Raw genomic sequence first — 21106 nt, 5'->3', positions numbered from 1 at the left:
GTCGCCCCTTGAGGGTGTCACCGGCCGCCGGGGCGGACCACGCCGGACTCGTAGGCGAAGACCGCCGCCTGGGTGCGGTCGCGCAGGCCCAGCTTCACCAGGATCCGGCCCACGTGCGTCTTCACGGTCTGCTCGGCCACGACCAGCCGCTCGGCGATCTCCGCGTTCGACAGGCCCTGCGCGATCAGCGCCAGCACCTCCGTCTCCCGCTCGGTGAGATCGCCGACGCGCTGCTTGAGCGGGGCCCGGGGGCTGCCGTCCAGACGGGAGAACTCGGCGATGAGACGGCGGGTGATGCCGGGCGCGAGGAGGGCGTCGCCCGCGGCCACCACCCGGACCGCCTCGGCCAGCTTGTCCGCGGAGGCGTCCTTGAGCAGAAAGCCGGAGGCCCCGGCCCGCAGCGCCTCGTACACGTACTCGTCCAGGTCGAACGTGGTCAGCACCAGCACCTTGATGGCGGGATGCTGGGCGGTGATCCGGCTGGTCGCCTCGATGCCGCCGAGTTCGGGCATCCGGATGTCCATCAGCACCACGTCCGGGGCCAGTTCGGCGGTCTGCACGATCGCGTCCAGACCGTCCACCGCCTGCCCGACCACCTCGATGCCGGGCTGGGCGCTGAGCAGCACGCTGAAACCCTGCCGGACCATCTCCTGGTCGTCGGCGATGAGTACGCGGATGGGACCGGCGCCGCTCGTCATGGGTGCTGTTCTCCTGTCGGGGGCTCGTGCGGATACGGGTCAGGGCTGGAGCCGGGTGGCAGCTGCCGCCGGAACACGGCGGGCAGGCCGAGGCCGGCCGGCACCGGGGTGCCGTCGCGCGGCAGGAACGCGGTCACCCGGAAGCCGCCGTCCTGCTCCCCCGCCGCGACCACGTGCCCGCCCAGCATCGCCGCCCGCTCCCGCATGCCGAGCAGACCGTGCCCGCTGCCCGGGGACGGCGGGGCCGGACGGCTGGGCCGGGAGTTGGTGATGTCCAGGCAGATCCCGTGGGGGTGGTGGAGGACCCCCACGCTCACGCTCGCGCCCGGGGCGTGCCGCAGGACGTTGCTCAGGGCCTCCTGGACGATCCGGTACGCCGACAGCTCCACACCCGGCGGATAGCCGCGGGGCTCGCCCTCCACCGTCTTGACCACGTCCAGGCCTGCCGCCCTGGTGTTCTCCATCAGGGCGTCCAGGCGGGCGAGGTTCGGCTGCGGGGCGTCGGGGGCCGGGCCGGTGCCGGGGGCGGACAGCCGGTGGGTCTCCTCGACGGTCTCGGGGTCGTCCGGGCCCTCCGACCGCAGCACCCCGAGGACCCGGCGCAGCTCGGTCAGGGCCTCCAGGGCGTTGTTGCGGATGCCGGCGAGGTTCTCCTTCAGCTCCTCGGAGGGGTTCTCCACCAGGTGCGGGGCCACCTGGGCCTGGATCGAGATCACCGACATGTGGTGCGCGACCACGTCGTGCAGCTCGCGGGCTATACGGCTGCGCTCCTCCAGCAGCGTGCGCCGGGCCCGTTCCTCGGCGGTGATCGTCGTCTGCTGGACCAGTTCGGTGCGGGCCTCGCTGCGGCTGCGCAGGGCGCCGCCGATGGCGGTGGCGATCGCGAACAGGCCGACGGCGACGGTGCCTGTCGGGGAGTAGCGCATGGCTCCCATGCCGCCCTCCACGACGGCGGTCACCAGGGCGGTCGTCACGAGCGCGGCGACCGTCCCCCGGAACCGGACGCGCAGGGCCAGGAGCAGCAGTACGGCCATGTGGGCCAGCAGGACGGGTGTGGTCCAGGGCCAGTTGGGGCCGGGCAGCCGGAGCCCCGGTGTCGCCAGCTGCTGGCGGGCGAGCAGCGCGGTGGTGAGGGCGGCGGCAAGGGACAGGGCCCAGGCGGGTACCGGGCGCCAGAGGGCCAGGACGACGGCGGCGGCCTGGAGGAACGTGCAGAAGAACGCCACGGCCGGTGTGAAGCCGTAGCTGTTGGCCAGCGCCTCGCCGCCGCCGAGGGCGATGCCCAGGGCGAGATAGCCGACGAGCAGGTAGGTGAGGTGGCGGACCCAGCGGTGCCGGGAGAAGGGGGGTGAGTTCGGCGAGGGGTTCTCGCCGAGCCAGGTCCGCAGGCGGCGCAGGGTGGTGGTCCTGGGTGTCGATGGACGGTCGGTGGCGGGTGCGTTCTCGGGTGCGGGTGTCCCCTGGGGGTTCTCACCGTCGGCGGCCGCGGACTTCACGAGCTCAACACTAGGCATTGCGTGGGTTCTTTGCTGGGGGCAGATGGCGGCGGACCACATGGGACCTGCGGTTTCGGGGGCGGCGGGGGCCCTGTTCGTGGTGGCGGAAGGCCGTCCAGCACACGGCGAGGGTCAGGGCGAAGACCGGAAGCCAGGCAAGGCGGTACGGCACCCAGCCCAGGGAGTCGGGTGAGGTGTGCAGGCCGGGCAGTCGGCCGGCCAGGAGGCCCGTGGCCGTCGTGGCCATCATGGCCGTCTGGTGCCACAGGTAGATCGTCATCGCGGAGAGGTTGACCAGAGCCACCGCCGCCCAGAGCAGTGGGCGGGTCATCGCGCGGCGCAGCCGGTCGCGGAGGAGGAGAGCGAGACCGCACTGGGCCAGACCGAAGGTGACGGCCGCCAGGGTCGGGGGGTCGAGGTTGGAGATCCTCGCGCCGGGGACGCCGACCATGGACGCCGGGTAGCCGGCGCAGCCGACGAGGACGGCGGTGGCCGCCGTACCGCCGAGGAACAGGATCCGGGCCGCGCGGCGGCTGTCCAGCTCGCCCCGGGTCCAGGCCGCGCCCAGGGTGTAGGGGACCAGCCAGCCCGCCGGGAGGTTCAGCCAGGCGAGCCAGGACGGGCCGGTGTGCAGGCCGAAGCGGAGCAGGTCCACATGCAGGACGACGGCGAGGGGCCAGAGCGGGTGGAGGCGGGTGAGGAGCGGGGTGGCGGCCGTCAGACCGGCGAAGACCAGCAGGAACCACAGCGGTGACAGGGCGAGCTTGAGCAGGGCCTCGATCGTGGCGAGAGGGGTGCCGGTGAGGAGGAGGGCCGTGGCGGCCACCGCCCACAGGCACAGGAGTGCGGCCACCGGGCGGAGGAGGCGGGTCAGGCGGGCGCGCAGCCAGGAGCCGTAGGTCTCGCCTCGGTCCCGGGCGGTGGCGAGGCTTCGGGTCGCCACATGGCCGCCGACCAGGAAGAACACGGCGAGGGTCTGGAACAGCCAGGAGATCGGGGCCAGCCAGGGCATGTGCTGCAGCGGGCTCGTGGTGTGCAGGCCGCCGTCGCCGGCCACGAGTGCGGTCACCAGCCAGTGGCCGAGGACGACGCCGAGGATCGCGATGGCTCGCAGGGCGTCTACGGCTCGGTCGCGGGAGGCGGGGGTGACGGTGTCCAGGTGGTGGGCGGATCGGTGGAGGGCGGATCGGTGGAGGGTGCGGGTCGCCTTCGGCGGGATATGGATTCCCACCCGCACCACCCATGACAGTTTCGTCGTCGGGTGCGGGTGGCCCTCGTGGGGCGGAAGCGCCGTCGGCGGCTGCGGGGCCGTGGTGAGGGGCGATTCGTGGGAAGCGGTGCGGGGAGTCGTGGTGGGTGGCGGGGTGGGTGAAGACGTGCGGGGAGTCGTGGTGGGTGGCGGGATGGGGGAACACGTGCGGGGCGGCGCCGTGGGTGGCGAGGTGGGGGAAACCATGCCGGAGGCCGTCGTGGGTGGCGAGGTGGGGGAAACCATGCCGGAGGCCGTCGTGGGGTGTGGGATGCGGGATGTGTTTGCGTCAGGCATGGGGCGCCTCCGGGGGGTCGCCGAGGGTGATCCGGGCCAGGTTGGCGAGGGAGGCCGAGCCCGGGGTGAAGTAGCCGCTGTGGCCGGCGTCGCCCGCATCGAAGACCCGGGCGCCGAAGGCGTGGGAGACCGGGTCGGCGCCGAGGCCGACCGTGGTGCCGAAGAGGGTGGCGCTGCCATGCGGCACAAGCGCGATCCAGTCCTCGCTGCCGCGGGCCGCCCAGACCCTTGCGTGGGTGTGCAGGGCCGTGACGGAGTCCGCACCGGTGCCGGGGCTGCCGACCAGAGCGATGTCGTCGGCGTCCAGGCCTCGGGCGGCACGGCCGCAGACGACCGTGCCGTAGGAGTGGCAGAGCAGGGACAGGTGCGCCTGCGGGTTCATCGCGGCGCGCAGGTGGCGTACGAAGGCACGCAGGCGGGGGGCGGCTTCCTTGGCGCGGGTCGTCGTGGTCACCGTGGTGCTGACGGTGGCCGGTGTCTCGTAGCCGAGCCAGGCGACGACCGCGGTGCGGGTGCCTCGGGGCGCGCGGTGGGTGAGGTCCGTGTAGAGGGCCGCGGCCGCCTTGTGGAAGCGGGCGTAGGTGTCCAGGGAGGTGTCCGAGCCGGGCACCAGAACGGCGATGTCGTCGGCGTGGGCCAGGTCGCCGAGCACCTCCGTGGCTTGGCCGGCGCCTCGGCCGTCGAAGGTGAGGAGGTGGCGGGACGGGGCCGCCAGGGTGCGGTCGGCAGCGGCGCGGTGGGGGTCGCCGTGCGCGGCGGCCATGTCGGCGGCACGGGTGGCATCGGCTCGGTTGGCGGCGTAGGTCGTCTGGAGGGTCGTCGCCGTGAGCGGGGGGAGGGTGGCGGGGGCCGGGGCGGGGATCTGTGGGCGGGCGGCGCCGGCGAGGGGGGCGGCTACGGCTGCGGTGAGGAGGGTGGCGAGGAGGGTACGGCGCCATTTTCGGGTGCGGGTGCGGGGCGCCTTCGGCGGGATTCGGGTTCCCACCTGCACCACCCGTGACGGTTTCGTCGCCAGGTGCGGGCGGCTCTCGCGGGGCGGAAGCGCCGTCGGCGGCTGCGGGTGTGCGGTCTCGTGGGTGTACCCCATGGGCGGGCTTCCCTTCAGATTGCCCGGCCATCGGGCTTGTCTGACAAGGAAGTTATGGATCGGGGGGAGTCGTCGGCGTCCCGCCAGGGAGCTGTTCTGCGGGGTAGCTCTCAGGTACTACGGGTATGACCGGGGCCGACCCGCAGGGGTTGGCCCCGCCCCAGCCGTTCGCAGGCGGCGTACTGCCCCTGCTACCAGGCCAGTTGCGCGATCTCCTCCGCCACCACCGCGCACGCGTCCGCCGCCGGGTCGATGAGGGGGAAGTGGCCGACGTCCTCCAGCAGGGTCAGGCCCACCACCTCGCCGGCCTTCGCCGCCGCGTCCGCGTACGACTCGGCCACGGCCTGCGGCACCACCAGGTCCGTACGGCCCTGGACGAGCGTCGTCGCGATGCCCGTCGGCAGGAGCAGGGCGGGGTCGGCGTAGGGGCGGCGCTCGGCGAAGGTGTCGTGGCCGCCGAGGAGTTGCAGGCTCGCGTTGCCGCACACGTCCAGCTTCTCCGCCATCTCGAAGTCCGCGATCGGGGCGAGAGCCACGACACCCCGCAGGGGGGCCGGACTGTCGGTGCGCCAACCGCTGTCCGGGGGCAGGACGTGGCGGGCCGCCGCCCACAGGGCGAGGTGGCCGCCGGCGGAGTGGCCCGTCACCACCGTGCGGCCGAGGTCGGCCTGCGGGAGCGCCTCCCGGACCAGGGCGGGCAGCGCGTCCAGGGCGGCCGCGATGTCGTCGAAGGTGTCGGGCCAGCGGCCGGCCGAAGGAGTGGCGTCGCCGCCGTCACCCTTGTTCTGCCCGGGGATCAGGGGGTCACCGCCGCGCCGGTACTCGACGTTGGCCACGGCGAAACCCCGGCGGGCCAGATAGTCCGCGAAGGGAGTGATGTGGCGGCGGTCGTAGCGGGCGCGCCAGGCGCCACCGTGCAGGACCACGACCAGCGGAGCCGGGGAGTCCGGGGCGGTCCGGGGGGCGTAGAAGTCGATCAGCTGGTCGGGGTGGCTGCCGTACGCGGAGGTGACGTCGGGGTCGACCGGCGGGTGCGAGAAGGCCGACTCCTCTTCGGCGGCGGCGCGGGCTGCTGCGGCGTCGTCCGGCATGCTCCAACCTCTCAGCGATGGAACCTGTTTGGCGCCTGGTGGACCAGGTGGGGAATTTTCGTTCGCCGTTGGCGGGACCGTATCAGGCCGGTGACATGCGGGGACATGGGGATGTCACGCAGGGTGAGGAATAAACGGTTCTGTAGGGAAAGGCCTGGGCCTGGGAGACAGGGGGACCCGTCTCCCAGGCCCGGCCTCAGGCCCTTGCCCCTCCCCCTACGCCAGTTCCTCGGCCAGGATCCGGGCCGCCCGCTCCGTCTCGCCGAAGCTGACGTACAGCGGGGTGAAGCCGAAGCGGAGGACGTCGGGGTGGCGGAAGTCGCCCACGACACCCCGGGCGATCAGGCGTTTCATCACCTCGCCGGCGTCGTCACAGCGCAGGGCGACCTGGCTGCCGCGTTCCTCGTGCCGCTCCGGAGTCACGGACTCCACGCGCCCCGGCTCGGTGTACGCCCGCACGCACCGCAGGAAGAAGTCCGTCAGCGCGAGGGACTTGGCGCGGACGGCGGAGACGGACACGTCGTCCCAGACGTCCAGGGCCGCCTCCAGGGCCAGCATGGACAGGATGTCCGGGGTGCCCACGCGGCCGCGCAGGGCGCCCGGTGCCGGGGTGTACGACGGGCTCATGCCGAACGGGTCGGTGTGCGAGTTCCAGCCGGGCAGCGGGGAGTCGAAGCGGGGCTGGAGATCGCGACGGACGTACAGGTACGCCGGGGAACCCGGACCGCCGTTCAGGTACTTGTAGGTGCAGCCGACCGCCAGGTCGACCCCGTGCTCGTCCAGGCCCACCTCCAGCGCACCCGCGCTGTGGCACAGGTCCCACACCGCGAGGGCGCCGGCGGCGTGGATCGCCGACGTCAGGGACGGCAGGTCGTGCAGGCGGCCCGTGCGGTAGTCGACGTGGTTCAGCAGCACCGCCGCCGTACGGTCGCCCAGCTCCGCCGGCACCTCGGCCGGCGTCACCGCGCGCAGGGTGCGGCCGGTCAGACGGGCCGCCGACTCGGCGATGTAGCCGTCCGTGGGGAAGGTGGTGGCGTCGACCAGGATCTCGGTGCGGTCCTCGCCCGCCATCCGTACCGCGGCCACAAGTGCCTTGAACACGTTGACGCTTGTGGAGTCGCCCACGACGATCTGCCCGGCCGCCGCGCCGACCAGCGGGGCGATCCGGTCACCGATCCGCTCCGGCGCGGTCCACCAGCCGCTCTCCTCCCAGGAGCGGATGCGCAGTTCGCCCCACTGGCGGCGGACCACGTCGGCCACCCGGTCCGGGACGTTCGCGGGGAGCGCGCCGAGCGAGTTGCCGTCCAGGTACACCACATCGTCGAGGACGAAACGGGAACGCAGCGGGGCGAGCTCGTCGGCCGCGTCCAGCTTCTCTGCTTCCCGGGCCAACTCAGACATGGGACCTCGCCGTCCACAGCTCCGGGAACACGTTCTTGCGGGCGCGCTTCTCCAGCCAGGCCACGCCGGCCGAGCCGCCCGTGCCGGGCTTGGCGCCCATCGCACGACGGGTCGCCACCAGGTGGTCGTTGCGCCAGCGCCAGACCAGTTCGGCCACGTCGGTCAACGCCTCGCCCAGCCGGGCGAGTTCGGCGTCCTGCTCGCCGGAGTAGATCGCCGTCCAGGCCCGCTCGACCGCGTCCGAGGGCTCGTAGCGCTGCGAGACGTCCCGGTGCAGGACGGACCCGGGGATCGGATACCCGCGCCGCGCCAGCAGCCGCAGCACCTCGTCGTACAGGCTGGGCTCGTGCAGCGCCTTCTCCAGCTCCGCGTGCGCGCGCGGGGCGCCGCGGTGCGGTACGAGCATGGACGCGGACTTCTCGCCGAGCAGGAACTCCAGGCGTCGGTACATCGCCGACTGGAAGCCGGAGCCCTCGCCGAGGGCGGAGCGGTACGAGTTGAACTGCGCCGGGGTGAGCTGGCCGAGGGGCTTCCAGGAGGCGTTGAGGGCCTCCAGTTCCCGTACGGAACGCTTCAGCGCGGCGATCGCGGTCGGTATGTCGTCGCCGCGCAGGGCGGCCGCCGCGGTCTCCCACTCATGGACGATGACGGTGAACCACAGCTCCATGACCTGGGTCGTGACCAGGAAGACCATCTCTCCGGGATCGTCGGAGAGGGTGTGCTGGAGGTGGGTGAGCACGTCCGCCCTGACGTAGTCCTCGTACGGCGTCGTGCCCGCGAAATCGAGATGCGGAGTCTCGGGCTCCTGAGTCTCCAAGGACTGCTGAGCCGGTTGGGACATCGCTGTCTCCTGTTATAGCTCCGGGTAGCGGTCCGCCCCTGCCGATGCCGGCACGGGGGCCCCGGTCCCCACCCGGCATCCTCCGCAATGGGGCCCCGATACGGCAAGGCCCGTCCGTTGCCAGACGGGCCACACCGGTGACGTACGTCGGCTAGCCGAGGGTCTGGGCCGCCGTCGGGGAGGAGTCCTTCAGGAACTGCGAGCAGCGCTCGTACTCCTCCTGCTCGCCGATCGCCTGGGCGGCGCGGGAGAGGGCGTGCAGGGCGCGCAGGAAGCCGCGGTTCGGCTCGTGCTCCCAAGGCACCGGGCCGTGGCCCTTCCAGCCGTTGCGGCGCAGGGCGTCCAGGCCGCGGTGGTAGCCGGTACGGGCATAGGCGTACGACTCCACGACCGCGCCGCGCTCGAACGCCTCGTCGGCCAGCTGGGCCCAGGCGAGGGAGGAGGTGGGGTACTTGGCGGCGACGTCCGCGGGGGCGGTGCCGGCCGCGAGCTGTTCGCGGGGCTCGGGGTCGTCGGGGAGGTGGGTGGGGGGCGGACCGCCGAGAAGGTTTTCGTGAATCGTCATGGGGTCCAGTCTGGCTCACCTCACGGATTCCTGTGCTGATGGCATGTGCCCCGCGCTGCCGGCCCACTGTCTAGGTACGCCGCTCCCCCTCCAACGGCGGAGCCGTCACGCAGCCGTGTACGTGGCACTCGGGGTGTCGGCACTCCGGAGGCGGGCGGCGGACCAGGGCGAAGGCCAGCAGCGAGCCGGCCACCAGCACCCCCGCGCAGATCGGCATCGCGCGATCGAACGCCGCGTCGAACGCCGTGGGCGACCGGTACGCGTCCGGGCCCATCCCGGCGAGCAGCGGCAGCGCCGCGACCGCGATCAGGCCCGCCGCCCGGGCCGCCGCGTTGTTGATGCCGCTGGCCAGGCCGGCCCGGGTGGCGTCGACAGAGGCGAGGACCGTGGCCGTCAGCGGGGCCACCAGGGTGACCATCCCCGCCCCCATCACCAGCAACGCGGGCAGCACGTCCGTCAGATAGTCGGCGCCTCTCCCCACCCGCAGCATCAGCAGCATCGCCGCCGCGCACAGCAGCGGGCCGACCGTCAGCGGCAGGCGCGGGCCCGTGCGGTCCGCCAGGGCGCCCGAGTGGGCGGAGAAGAGGAGCATCAGGGCCGTGGTCGGCAGGAGGGCGGTACCGGCTTGCAGGGGTGAGTAGCCCGCGACCACCTGCAGTTGGAGCGCGGTGAGGAAGAAGAAGCCGCTGAACGCCGCGTACACGCACAGGGTGACCAGATTGACCGCCGTGAACTGGCGCGAGGAGAAGATGTCCGGCGGGAGCATCGGGTCCGGGCGGTGCCGCTCCACGTGCACGAAGGCAACCGCCGCGACCACACCGGCCACCCCGGTCAGCGTCACCACCAGGGAGCCCGCCCTCGCCTCGATCAGCGCGTACGTCAGCAGGGCCAGGGCCAGGGCGCCCAGTGCCGCGCCGAGGACGTCGAAGCGGGCGTGCTTCCCGCCGTCCCTCGACTCGGGGACGTGCCGCAGGGCCACCGGTACGCACAGCAGGGCCAGCGGGACGTTCAGCAGGAACACCCAGCGCCAGCCGGGGCCGGCCACCAGCCAGCCGCCGAGGAACGGGCCGACCGCCGCCCCGATCCCGCCGAAGCCGGACCAGAGGCCGACGGCCCGGCTGCGGTCGTCGCGGTGGAAGGACGACTGGATGATCGCCAGGGAGCCGGGGGTCAGGAGCGCGCCGCCGATGCCCTGCAGGGCCCGCGCGGCGATCAGCATGACCGGGTTCGGCGCCAGGCCGCACAGCAGCGACGCCGCCGCGAACCACACCACGCCCAGCACGAAGATCTTCCGCCGGCCGTAGTGGTCGCCCAGCGAGCCGCCCAGCAGGATCAGCCCGGCCAGCGTGACCATGTACGCGTTGACCGTCCATTGCAGGGCGGCCAGGCTGGCGCCCAGGTCGTCGCCGATGCGCGGGAGCGCCACGTTGACGACGGTCGAGTCCAGCAGCGCCATGCTGGACCCGAGGACCGTGGTGAGCAGGATCCACTTGCCCCGGGGCGAGGCCAGCCGGACGTCGGGCATGCCCCCAGGTATACAGCGGCCCGGCGACCGAAGACAGGCCGCCGGGCGCGCCGCGAGAGAACGGACGTACCGCTTACTTGATCTTGTTGCCCGCCGAGCGCAGGTTCTGCGTGGCCTCGACGACACGCGCGGCCATGCTCGCCTCGGCCAGCTTGCCCCAGGTGCGCGGGTCGTAGGCCTTCTTGTTGCCGACCTCGCCGTCGACCTTCAGGACGCCGTCGTAGTTCTGGAACATGTGGGCGGCGACCGGCCGGGTGAAGGCGTACTGGGTGTCCGTGTCGATGTTCATCTTCACGACGCCGTTCTCCAGCGCGGTCAGGATCTCCTGCTCGGAGGAGCCGGAGCCGCCGTGGAAGACGAAGTCGAAGGGGGAGGCCTTGCCGAACCTTGCCGCCACGCCCTCGTTCAGCTCCTTCAGCAGCTCGGGGCGGAGCACGACGTTGCCCGGCTTGTACACGCCGTGGACGTTGCCGAAGGAGGCGGCCAGCAGGTAGCGGCCCTTCTCGCCCAGGCCGAGGGCCTCGGCGGTGCGGATCGCGTCCTCGACCGTGGTGTACAGGGAGTCGTTGATCTCGTGGGAGACGCCGTCCTCCTCGCCGCCGGTCGGGGTGATCTCGACCTCCAGGATGATGTTGGCGGCGCGGGTGCGCTCCAGCAGCTCCTGGGCGATCTCCAGGTTGTCGGCGAGGGTCTCGGCGGAGCCGTCCCACATGTGGGACTGGAACAGCGGGTTCCGGCCGGCCTTCACGCGCTCCTCGGAGATCGCGATCAGCGGACGTACGTACCCGTCGAGCTTGTCCTTCGGGCAGTGGTCGGTGTGCAGCGCGATGTTGACCGGGTACTTCTCGGCGAGGATGTGCGCGTACTCGGCGAGGGCGACCGCGCCGGTGACCATGTCCTTGCTGTACTGGCCGCCGAGGAACTCGGCACCACCGGTCGAGATCTGGACGATGCCGTCGCTCTCCGCCTCCGCGAAGCCGCGCAGCGCCGCGTTCAGGGTCTGGCTCGAGGTGACGTTGATGGCCGGGTAGGCGAACTTGCCTGCCTTCGCCCGGTCGAGCATCTCGTTGTAGACCTCGGGGGTTGCGATGGGCATCTGTCCGCTCCTTGTGTTGCGGGTTGGGGTTGTGCGTTACGGCCCTGACCTAGACCTGAGGGTTTCGACGCCGTCGTCGTCCCCATCTTTCCAGACATGGACCGATGGTCCATGCGCCGCTCAAGTCCAGGTCAATCCGCGTCGTCAGTCCAGACCCAGTTCATCCTTCGAGAAGGCGAACCGGTACGGAACGCCCGCGCCGGCCTCGATCTTCTCGGCGGCACCGGTCGCGCGGTCCACGATGGTCGCGACGGCGACGACCTCGGCACCGGCCTCGCGCACGGCCTCGACGGCGGTGAGCGGCGAGCCGCCGGTGGTGGAGGTGTCCTCGACGACCAGCACCCGGCGGCCCTTGATCTCCGGGCCCTCGACCCGCCGCTGCAGCCCGTGCGCCTTCGCCGCCTTCCGTACGACGAACGCGTCCAGCTTCTTGCCGCGCGCGGCGGCGGCGTGCAGCATGGCGGCCGCGACCGGGTCGGCGCCCATGGTCAGGCCGCCGACCGCGTCGAACTCCAGGTCGGCCGTCAGGTCCAGGAGTACCTGGCCGACCAGCGGGGCGGCCTCGCCGTCGAGGGTGATGCGGCGCAGGTCGACGTAGTAGTCGGCCTCCAGACCCGAGGAGAGGGTCACCTTGCCGTGCACCACGGCCTTGTCCTTGATCTGCTGCAGCAGCGCGCCACGTACGTCCGTCATGCCGACCAGCTTAAAGGCGCCGCCAGGTCCAGGTCGTCGTCGCCTCCAGCGGCTCCAGCGGGGTGACCAGGCGCGGGAGGGCGTTCAGGCCGTTGGGCGGGCCGGTCTGCGGCTCCACGCACACGGCCTCGGCCTGCTCGTCGTAGACGACCACCCACTCCTCACGGCTGGTCACCTTCAGCTCCAGCTGCCCCGGCCAGGTGAGGGTGACGTCGACGCCGCCGGGCATGCCGAAGCAGTCGTCCCAGGGGCCGGGCCTGGGGTCGATCCGGTCGCCGGTGGGCAGATGGTCGTCCCCGCGCTCCTCCTGCCAGGCGGGCTTGAAGTCGACCGTGACGTCCTCGCCGCCCAGGTTGCGGTTGAACCAGGGGTGCCAGCCGATCTGCGCCGGGAAGGAGTCGTCCCGCGCCTCCACCGACATCGTCAGCGTCAGGCCGTCCTCGGCGAGCGCGACGACGTGGGTGACGCGGCCGGGGTGCGGCCAGGGATCGACCAGGTCGTACGTGATCACCGCCTCGTTCTCCGCGACGCGCGCGGTGCGCCAGGCGCCGTCGCGGGTGGTGCCGTGGATGGCGTGGGGCGGGGAGTTGAGCGGCATCTGGCGGACGGTGCCGCCGTCCAGGAAGCGGCCGTCGCGGATACGGCCGCACCAGGGCACCATGGGGAAGCAGCCGTAGCGGGGCCCCTGCCTCAGCAGTTCCAGGGCGTTGACCTTGAGGCTGCTGATACGGCCGCCGTCGGTGGGGCTGAGGCGTACTTCCGCGTTGCCTGCGGTCAGCGTGATGTCTTCGTTACTCACGGGACGACAGTACTTGGCGAAGATCGGGGGTCATTGCGCTCAGCGGCGTTTGCGCAGTGCCCTGCTCACGACGATCGCCGACGCCACCACCAGTGCCGCCGCCGGGGCCGCCCAGCGCAGTGCCGATGTCGCTGTGACCGTCTGGGGTGCCGGTACGGGTGCATAACGGCCCCGGGGTGGCGCGTGGTCGACCTCCTCCGCGCTGCGGCCGATCATCGTGCGGCGGGCGTGGGCGGCCTCCGCGGGGGGCTCGCCGGTGTCGGCGAAGTCGTCGGCGAGGCGGTCGGCCGCCGGGTCCAGGGACGGTGGCGGGACCTCGGTGTCGAAGACCGAGGTGTGTTCGGCCTCGGGTTCCGGCGCCTGCTCTTCCCCCTCCTCCGAAGCCGCCGCGGGCTCCACCGTCGCCAGGTTCTCCACGAAACGGCTCAGCAGGCGGGTCGCCGCCGCGTGCACCGCGTCCGGTGGCAGCTCCGCGATACGGCCGTCCGCGTCCGCCGTGCCCTCGACCATGACCGTCGTACCGCCCTCGGCCTCCGCGAGGCGCAGGGTGAGGGCGAGTTTCACGGCGCCGGTGCCGCGGGCCTCGACGGCGTCGGCCTCGACGGCGTACGTGCCGTCGTCGTGGGCGACCACCCGTGCCGTACCCCGGTAGGTGACGGAGTGTCCCTGGACGCGGAGCTTCAGGCGTCCGGTGACGGGTTCGGCACCGGCGTCCTGTTGCAGGCCGGGGACCGCGCGGGCGATGCGCGCGGGGTCGGCGAGGGCGGCTCTGAGGGGTTCGAGCGCGACCGGGACGAAGACCTGGTGCTCCATGTCCGGTGAGCCTACCCAGCTGTGACCGGAATTCACCCTCACCTGACCGGCTCGTCAGTACCGCGGATGCACCAGCGTCGACGCGGGCAGTCCCCCGATCCGGGTCCGTTCCGCCGCCCGCGCGTCCGCCGTCAGGTCCGCCTGCGTCAGGGTGCGCGGCGGCTCGGTGGTCAGTCGCAGCGGTGGTGGAGTGGCCGCCGGACTCGCGAGCAGGAACGCCCAGTCGTGCGGGGCCGGGGACGCGCCTGCCGAGCGGTCGGGGCCGGCCGGGAAGCCGGAGTCGTGGCCGAGGACGCGGTATGAGGTGACGGCGAAGCCGGCGGCGCGCAGGGTCGCGGCGACCGTCCAGAAGACGCGGGGACGGGTGGTGACGGACCCGGCGTGGACGACGAGCCGGCCGCGCGGGGCGAGGACGCGGCGGGCCAGACCGTAGAACTCCTGGGAGTACAGCTTGGTGCTGGCGGTGATGCAGGGGTCGGGGAGGTCGGCGATCACCACGTCGTACCGGGCGGGGGGCGCGCCGCGCAGCCAGCCGAGGGCGTCGGCGGTGGCGGTGTGGACGCGTGGATCGGCGTAGGCGTGGTGGTTGACGGCGGCGAGGCCGGGGTCGTGGCGGGCCAGGCGGAGCAGGCCTGCGTCGAGTTCGACGACATCGACGCGGCGCACTCCGCCGTGGCGCAGCACCTCGCGGGCGGCCAGGCCGTCGCCGCCGCCGAGGATCAGCACGCGCGCGTGCGGGCCGCCGGACAGGGCCGGCTGGACAAGGGCCTCGTGGTAGCGGCGTTCGTCGCGGCCGCCGACGCGGAGCCGGCCGTCCAGGAAGAGGTCGAGGGGCTTGCCGTCGGTGCCGCCGGCGAGGACGACCTCCTGGACGTCGGTCTGTTCGGCGACCCGGACATCCGTGCCGTAGACGGCGTGCCGGGCGGCGCGTTCGAACTCGTCGGCGAGGGCCGCGGCGGAGGCGAGGACACCGAGGACGATGAGGCCGACGAGGAGCAGGGTCCAGCGGGCCCGGCGGGTGAGGTCGCGGCGGAAGAGGCCGAGGACCAGGGCGCCGCCGGCCACGACGTTGACCGTGCCGGTGAGCAGCGCACCCGTCAACTGACCCAGGAGGGGCAGGAGAAGGAAGGGGAAGGCGAGGCCGCCGACCAGCGCACCGACGTAGTCCGCCGCGAACAGGTCGGCCACCGCGCCGCCCGCGTCCTGGTGGCGGATGCGCTGGATCAGCTCCATCAGCAGCGGGACCTCGGCGCCGATGAGGAGGCCGATGGCGAGGGAGAAGGCGACCAGCAGGCAGCGCGGGCCCTCGGCCCACATCCCGCCCCAGCCGCCGGTCCAGGCGAAGACGGCGTACAGCGTCATCGCGCTGCACCCGCCGACCAGCGCGAGGACGGTCTCGATCGCGCCGAACCCGGCTGCCGCGTGCCAGCGCAGCCGCTTGGCGCCGAGGGAGCCGATGCCCATCGCGAACACCATCACGGACAACACGACGGAGGCCTGGGTGACCGAGTCGCCCATCAAGTACGAGGCGAAAGCAACGAGTTCTAGCTCGTACACGAGTCCGCAGGCCGCGCAGACGAATACGCACACGAGGACCAGGAACCGCCCGGTGCCGGGCCGGACGGGCAGCCGGGCGGGGGCTGTCCAGGGCGGCGGGCAGCCCGGGGGTGCGGGGGCGTGCGGTTCGATCACTCTGCGACGTTACGTCACACGCGCGGTACGCTTCGTCACCCACACGTGTGGATCTGGGGGCAGTTGACGTCTGGCGGGTTTATCTCCGTGCGGGCGTGTTCAGCTCAGTTGTGCGGTCGGCACCCGCACCCCGACCCGGGTCCGGGTGGCCACCAACTGCCCGTCCTGCGGGTAGGCGTGCCAGGTGCGCCAGTGCACCTGGCCCTCGTGGCGCTGGGCCAGCATCGCGGTGAAGGCGTGCGGGCTGCCCGGGAAGACGCCGGCGAGGCCGTGCGGATGGTCGGAGACGAGGGCCAGCAACTCCTGGGCGCGGCCCGCGAATGTGCCGGGGGTGAGCACCTCTACGCGCGCGGCGAACTCGTACTCCCAGTCGCCGACGCGCTTGGCGACGCCGAGCGGCAGCGGGGTGCTGGAGCCCGGGATGCAGGCGACAGTCTCCGAACAGCGGCCGCGCTCCTCGTCCAGCAGCACCTGGTGGGACGCGCCGAGCAGTCTCAACTGGAGTTTTGCTCCGGCGAGTTCGAGGTCGAGGGTGGCCAGGGCAGGCAGCGGCTCGCGTCCCAGAGCCCAGGCCAGGTCGGCAGCGCGCGTATCGGTGTAGGAGGTGTTCAGGGTCGTGAGCATGGATCGGCTCCGCTAACACGCGATGAGGGGGAGATCGGCCATTTCAGCCCAGCCGGCTCGGCCGGGGCGGGAGTCTCAGGGACGTCCGAGGGGCTGCGTTGGCGATTTAGAGGGAATCATGAAAAGAGGCGCCCCCACAGCGTTTTTACCCAACTTCGTCAGGTTTCCATCCCTCAGAGGGCTCCTTTGCTCAACTGTTCAACCATGGCGTGCGCCTGGCGCAGAAAACGAACGGCGAGCGCCGGCCAGGAAGCCGTGCACGACGAACGCGGGCGCGGGGACGGCGGGAACGGGGCGCGGGGACGACGAGCGCGGGGCGCGGGCACGGCGGACACGCCGGGGGCGCCGGGCGCCGAGCGCGGGGACGACGCGCGCCGAGCGCGGGACGCAGGGACGACGAGCGCGGGACGCGGGCACGGCGGACACGCCGGGGGCGCAGGGACGGCGGGCGCCGGGCGCCGGGCTCGGGGACGACGAGCGCGGGACGCGGGCACGGCGGACACGCCCGGGGCGCAGGGACGGCGGGCGCCGGGCGCCGAGCGCGGGGACGACGGGCGCGGGATGCGGGCACGGCAGGCGCCGAGCCGGTGACGGCTGGCGCGGACGCGGGCACGGCGGACGCCGAGCGCGGGGCGCAGGGACGTGAACAGCGGGCGCCGATTGCCGAGCGCCGAGCGCGGAGACGTAAACGGCGGGCTCCCGGTGCGGGGACGTGAACCGCGGGCGCCCGGCGTGGGGACGTAAGTGGTGGGCGGGTGGCGGCTGGTTTTGCTCGGTGGGGCGCCTGGTGTGGGGCACGTGAACGGCGAGCGCCCGCCGGCTGTTTCGTCCGGCGGGCGCTCGCGTGCGGTCCGGATACGGTTCCCCCGGGAGCTCGGCTGCCCCGTGTCAGCTGCCTCCCCCGCATCCGCCGCCGCACGACGACCCCCCGCCGCAGGACGAGCCGCCGCAGGAGGAGTGGCCCCCGCAGGAATGGCCGCCACCGCAGGAGTGACCGCCGTGGTGGCCCCCGTGGTGCCCGCCCGACGAGCCGGAGTCGGCGCCGCCCGCCCACCAGCTACGGCTGTCGTCGTATGCCGAGGACGAGGAAGAAGACGATGAGCGGTACGACCGGGACCGGCCGCGGCCGCTCTTGCCGAGAGACACCTTGCGCTGCCGGTTCCCGGTCCGCGCGCCCGCCAGCGCCGTGACGGTCACGAACGCGGCCACGACCAGGATGAAGATGATGCCGACGACCATGGCGTCACCCTCCTTCCATTCCCCCGAAGCGGTCCCCCGTGGACCGCGGTGTCCGGCAGATGCCCGGCCGTCCCGGGGCGCAAAGCAGAGTTGAGGAACTCCAGAGCTTGGGCGCAGGATGGCCGCCATGACCTCCAGCGCACGCCCCCACCTCAATCGCCGGCTCGCCGAGTTCGGGACGACGATCTTCGCCGAGATGTCCGCGCTCGCCGTGGCGACCGGGTCGATCAACCTGGGCCAGGGCTTCCCCGACACCGACGGCCCGGAGGAGGTCAGGGAGGCGGCCCTACGGGCCCTGCGCGACGGCCGCGGCAACCAGTACCCGCCGGGGCCGGGCATCCCGGAGCTGCGCACCGCGATCGCCGCGCACCAGCTGCGCCGCTACGGGCTGTCGTACGACCCGGACACCGAGGTGCTGGTCACGGCGGGCGCGACGGAGGCGATCGCGGCCGCGCTGCTGGCGCTGGTGGAGCCGGGTGACGAGGTCGTGGCCCTGGAGCCGTACTACGACTCCTACGCGGCGAGCATCGCCATGGCGGGCGGCACGCGCGTACCGGTGACCCTGCGCCCGCACGACGGCAGCTTCCGCCTCGACCTGGACGAGCTGCGCGCCGCCGTCACCGACCGCACCCGGCTGCTGCTGATCAACACCCCGCACAATCCGACCGGTACGGTCCTCACGCGCGCGGAGCTGGCCGCGATCGCCGAGCTGGCGGTCGAGCGGGACCTGCTGGTGGTCACGGACGAGGTGTACGAGCACCTGGTCTTCGACGACACCGGGCATCTGCCGCTCGCGTCCTTCCCCGGGATGCGCGAGCGCACGGTGACGATCGGCTCGGCCGGCAAGACGTTCTCCTTCACCGGCTGGAAGGTCGGCTGGGTGACGGCCGCGCCGGAGCTGGTGGCCGCGGTCCGCTCGGTGAAGCAGTTCCTGACGTACGTCTCCTCGGGCCCCTTCCAGTACGCGGTCGCGGAGGCGCTCGCCCTGCCCGACTCCTACTTCGCGGAGTTCCGCCGGTCCATGCTGGCCCGCCGCGACATCCTCGCGCAGGGCCTGACGGAGGCGGGCTTCGAGGTCTTCGTCCCGGCCGGCACGTACTTCATCACCACCGACATCCGCCCCCTCGGCGAGAAGGACGGCTTCGCCTTCTGCCGCGCCCTGCCGGAGCGGGCCGGCGTCGTGGCCATCCCCAACGCCGTCTTCTACGACGACCGGGAGGCGGGGGCGCCGTTCGTGCGGTTCGCGTTCTGCAAGCGGGAGGAGGTGTTGCGGGAGGCGGCGCAGCGGCTGATCACGATGGGGCGGGCCTGAGACGTGTCATGACCACCGCGACGACCTTCCCGGCCGCGGATGGGTCGTGGCCGGTCGCGGCCACGCGGCGCCGGGCGCGTCCGCGTGGTGCTGGGGGCATCTCCGGCTGGTCGGCTGTTCGGCGGCGGATGCGGCCCGTCGTGTGTTGACGTACTCGACACAGGTGAACCCGCCCCGCACTCGGCGGCCGCCTGCTCGCTTCGGCGGCCGAGCCCTTGCAGGGTGCTCAGGTGTGACTCACGCCAGCACCACCCTCGGCCCGCCCGCAGCCACGCCTGAGCCGGCGCAGCGCGACCGCACCCGGCCGTCCCTCGTGCGAGCGAGCGGAGTCGCCGTAGGGCTCTTCATCGGCGTCCGGCTCATCGGGGCGGCCGTGCTCGCCCTCGTCGCGCAGGTCGCCGGGCGGCATCCCCTGGCCCTGCTCGCCCGGTCCTGGGACTCCGTCTGGTACCTGGGCATCGCCGCCCACGGCTACGGTCACGACCTGCCCTCCCACGACCCGGGCCCGCACAGCGACCTCGCGTTCTTCCCGCTGTACCCGGCGCTGCTGCGGGCGGCGACCGCGCTGGCACCGGTCGGCGGCGGCACCGCCGGGCTGCTGATCTCGTGGACCGCGGCCGCCGCTGCCGCCGCCGGGATCCACGCGGTCGGCTCCCGGCTGCACGGGCCGGCCACCGGTGTCGCACTGGTACTGCTGTGGGGGCTGCTGCCGCACGCGGTGGTGCTGTCGATGGCGTACACCGAGCCGGTGCTGACCGCGTTCGCGGCCTGGTCGCTGTACGCCCTGCTGGCCGGGAACTGGCTGTGGGCGGGCGCGCTGGCCGCGGGCGCGGGGCTGGCCCGGCCCAACGGGTTCACGGTGGCCGCCGCGGTGCTGGCCACGGCCGGAGCCGAGGTGTGGCGGCGCCGCGGAAAGGTTTCCCACAGGCTGTGGACGGGCGCGGCGCTCGCCCCGCTGGGCTGGACCGCGTATGTGCTGTGGGTCGGGTGGCGCAAGGGTGATCTGCTCGGCGGCTACTTCGAGGTGCAGCAGCGGTGGGGGTCGACGTTCGACTTCGGGTACGGCGCGCTGCGGTTCGTGCGCGCGATGCTGCTGCACGGCAGCCAGTTCGTGTTCCCGATCGCCCTGGTCCTGGTCGCGGCGGCGACGGTGCTGTACGCCCTGCTGCTCCTCGACCGCGCCCCGCTGCCGCTGCTGGTGTTCAGCGGGATGCTGCTGCTGATCGCGCTCGGCGGGTCGGGCTTCTTCGAGTCCAAGCCGCGGTTCCTGCTGCCGGCGTTTCCGCTGCTGCTGCCGCCGGCCCGGACGCTGGTACGCACGGCGAAAGCCCGGCCCTGGCACGCGACCGTGCTGGTCGCGGCCCTGGCCGGGCTCAGCTATGGCTACGGCGCGTACCTCGTGGTGTACGCGCAGGCGCCGCTGTAGGCGGCGGGACGGGGCCTACTCGCCCTCGTCCTCGGGGTTCTCGGGCTCGTCCGCCTCGTTGACCTCCTGCTCCAGACCGAGCTGCTCGACGAGCCACCGGTCGAACTCGATCGCCGCCCGCACCCAGCTGACGGTCGAGGAGACGAAGTGGTTGATGTCGACGCCCGTGCCGATCAGCATCTGGGCCTCGCCGATCAGCCGGACGGTGCCGTCGTCGTGGGTGTGGGTGTACACCTTGGGCCACAGCGTGCGGCGGTTCCAGTCGTCGACGGACTCCAGCAGCTGCGGCTTCTCGTCGATCTTGTGGGGGCGGTCGTAGAACGTCCGTACCGAGAAGACGGCCTGCTCGGCCTCCCCGCGGAACATGAAGTAGGTGCGGAACTGCTCCCACGGCGCCGCGAGGTCACCCTCCTCGTCGACGACGTACTTCAGCTCCATCTGGTCGAGGAGCTGCTTCACAAGATCCTGATCCGGGACGACGGGGCCCGCCGGTCCTTGGGGCTGCGGTTCGGGCTGGCCCCCGAAGTTCGGAATCGAGGACGGGTCGATGCTCACCGTGTATTTCCCTTCGTGCGGATTCCGCCATCCTCCCCCATGCGGGGAGGGGGGAGGCAAGCCCCGCCGCCCGCCTGTCCGCCTTTGGCTGACATGATTTCGGCTGCTGGGCCTGCGGGCCGTGAGGGACGGGGCCGAGGTGGCGGAACGGGGACGGACCAGATGGGGGACCGTCGCGGCGATCCTGGTGCTGCCCGCATTGATCATGGCCGGGCTGGCCGTGCTGATGGTGGGGTACACGCCCTCGGACTACCCGCTGGGCGGGGCCCCGGAGAAGGTGCCGTGCGCGGAGGCACTGGACTTCGGCGGGGCGAAGCTCCCGGACCGGGCGTTCGAGGACAGGTGCACGGTGCAGACCTGGCTGGACACCGACTACAGAGCCGAGTTCCGCCTGCCCCGGACACAGCTGTGGGCGTGGTTGAGGCACACCTACCCGGGGGCTCCCGAGCCGGACACCGACCTCTGTTCCGGCGGCGCGGACTTCTGCGTGAACATGGACAGCGCGAGCAGCGTGCCGCCCGGCATCGACGCGAACGCGGTGGAGATCGACGTGACGTACGAGGGCCCGGAGCAGGCCCTCGTACGGTTCACCGCGTTCACCGTGTGA

General features: G+C 72.7%; 20 protein-coding genes. 3 read left to right on the top strand and 17 right to left on the bottom strand.

Annotation, left to right across the window (positions count from 1 at the left end):
- Positions 1-17: 17 nt before the first annotated feature.
- From ACZ418_RS17235 to ACZ418_RS17160, 16 genes are all read right to left on the bottom strand, one after another.
- Positions 18-698, bottom strand: coding sequence for a response regulator (locus tag ACZ418_RS17235; RefSeq protein WP_468363090.1), 681 nt, complete (start codon positions 696-698; stop codon positions 18-20).
- Entirely contained in the window at positions 695-2194 is a 1500-nt protein-coding gene (locus ACZ418_RS17230; RefSeq protein ID WP_468363088.1) for a sensor histidine kinase, read from the bottom strand. Before ACZ418_RS17230 ends, ACZ418_RS17235 begins: the two co-directional genes overlap by 4 nt.
- Before the next feature lie 10 nt (positions 2195-2204).
- A complete protein-coding gene (locus ACZ418_RS17225; protein ID WP_468363222.1) occupies positions 2205-3443 on the bottom strand; it encodes an acyltransferase family protein in 1239 nt (412 codons plus the stop codon).
- A 289-nt stretch (positions 3444-3732) separates the two neighbouring features.
- A complete protein-coding gene (locus tag ACZ418_RS17220) occupies positions 3733-4827 on the bottom strand; it encodes an alpha/beta hydrolase (protein WP_468363086.1) in 1095 nt (364 codons plus the stop codon).
- A gap of 191 nt (positions 4828-5018) precedes the next feature.
- On the bottom strand, positions 5019-5918 hold the full coding sequence (locus tag ACZ418_RS17215; protein ID WP_468363084.1) for an alpha/beta hydrolase: 900 nt from the start codon (positions 5916-5918) through the stop codon (positions 5019-5021).
- Between the two features lie 216 nt (positions 5919-6134).
- Positions 6135-7319, bottom strand: a complete 1185-nt coding sequence (gene kynU / locus ACZ418_RS17210) for a kynureninase (protein ID WP_468363082.1) — start codon at positions 7317-7319, stop codon at positions 6135-6137.
- Positions 7312-8160, bottom strand: coding sequence for a tryptophan 2,3-dioxygenase family protein (locus tag ACZ418_RS17205; RefSeq protein WP_468363080.1), 849 nt, complete (start codon positions 8158-8160; stop codon positions 7312-7314). The genes kynU and ACZ418_RS17205 overlap by 8 nt, the downstream gene beginning before the upstream one ends.
- A gap of 151 nt (positions 8161-8311) precedes the next feature.
- Positions 8312-8725 (bottom strand): DUF3151 domain-containing protein, encoded by a 414-nt coding sequence (locus ACZ418_RS17200; protein ID WP_468363078.1) that lies wholly within the window; start codon positions 8723-8725, stop codon positions 8312-8314.
- A gap of 70 nt (positions 8726-8795) precedes the next feature.
- Positions 8796-10250: an MFS transporter gene (locus ACZ418_RS17195; protein ID WP_468363076.1), complete on the bottom strand. Its 1455-nt coding sequence runs from the start codon at positions 10248-10250 to the stop codon at positions 8796-8798.
- A gap of 73 nt (positions 10251-10323) precedes the next feature.
- The gene (gene fbaA, locus ACZ418_RS17190; RefSeq protein WP_468363074.1) at positions 10324-11346 is read right to left on the bottom strand and encodes a class II fructose-bisphosphate aldolase; all 1023 of its coding nucleotides are present in this window, start codon (positions 11344-11346) and stop codon (positions 10324-10326) included.
- A gap of 144 nt (positions 11347-11490) precedes the next feature.
- Positions 11491-12039 carry an orotate phosphoribosyltransferase gene (gene pyrE / locus ACZ418_RS17185; RefSeq protein WP_069779633.1) on the bottom strand — a complete coding sequence of 183 codons (549 nt, stop codon included), beginning with the start codon at positions 12037-12039 and terminating at the stop codon, positions 11491-11493.
- 10 nt (positions 12040-12049) lie between these two features.
- Positions 12050-12838 (bottom strand): aldose epimerase family protein, encoded by a 789-nt coding sequence (locus ACZ418_RS17180; RefSeq protein WP_468363072.1) that lies wholly within the window; start codon positions 12836-12838, stop codon positions 12050-12052.
- A gap of 39 nt (positions 12839-12877) precedes the next feature.
- On the bottom strand, positions 12878-13651 hold the full coding sequence (locus ACZ418_RS17175; RefSeq protein WP_468363070.1) for an SRPBCC family protein: 774 nt from the start codon (positions 13649-13651) through the stop codon (positions 12878-12880).
- A 54-nt stretch (positions 13652-13705) separates the two neighbouring features.
- Positions 13706-15343 carry a polyamine aminopropyltransferase gene (locus tag ACZ418_RS17170; RefSeq protein WP_468363068.1) on the bottom strand — a complete coding sequence of 546 codons (1638 nt, stop codon included), beginning with the start codon at positions 15341-15343 and terminating at the stop codon, positions 13706-13708.
- Positions 15344-15442: 99 nt separating this feature from the next.
- Complete coding sequence (locus ACZ418_RS17165) at positions 15443-15967, bottom strand: DUF2617 family protein (RefSeq protein WP_468363066.1); 525 nt, start codon at positions 15965-15967, stop codon at positions 15443-15445.
- Between the two features lie 888 nt (positions 15968-16855).
- A complete protein-coding gene (locus tag ACZ418_RS17160; RefSeq protein WP_468363064.1) occupies positions 16856-17206 on the bottom strand; it encodes a hypothetical protein in 351 nt (116 codons plus the stop codon).
- Positions 17207-17324: 118 nt separating this feature from the next.
- Here ACZ418_RS17160 and ACZ418_RS17155 point away from each other — a divergent pair, with 118 nt between their 5' ends.
- Together ACZ418_RS17155 and ACZ418_RS17150 are read left to right on the top strand one after the other, a co-directional pair.
- Positions 17325-18518 carry a pyridoxal phosphate-dependent aminotransferase gene (locus ACZ418_RS17155; protein ID WP_468363062.1) on the top strand — a complete coding sequence of 398 codons (1194 nt, stop codon included), beginning with the start codon at positions 17325-17327 and terminating at the stop codon, positions 18516-18518.
- A 232-nt stretch (positions 18519-18750) separates the two neighbouring features.
- Positions 18751-19944 carry a hypothetical protein gene (locus ACZ418_RS17150; protein ID WP_468363060.1) on the top strand — a complete coding sequence of 398 codons (1194 nt, stop codon included), beginning with the start codon at positions 18751-18753 and terminating at the stop codon, positions 19942-19944.
- Between the two features lie 15 nt (positions 19945-19959).
- Here ACZ418_RS17150 and ACZ418_RS17145 read toward each other — a convergent pair whose 3' ends face one another.
- Complete coding sequence (locus tag ACZ418_RS17145) at positions 19960-20499, bottom strand: type III secretion system chaperone family protein (RefSeq protein ID WP_468363058.1); 540 nt, start codon at positions 20497-20499, stop codon at positions 19960-19962.
- 139 nt (positions 20500-20638) lie between these two features.
- Between ACZ418_RS17145 and ACZ418_RS17140 the strand changes: the two genes are divergently transcribed.
- On the top strand, positions 20639-21106 hold the full coding sequence (locus ACZ418_RS17140) for a hypothetical protein (protein WP_468363056.1): 468 nt from the start codon (positions 20639-20641) through the stop codon (positions 21104-21106).

The sequence above is a fragment of the Streptomyces sp. NPDC030820 genome (assembly GCF_055572075.1).
Note: the sequence above shows the minus strand (reverse complement) of the source record. Positions and strands in the feature narration are given on the sequence as shown.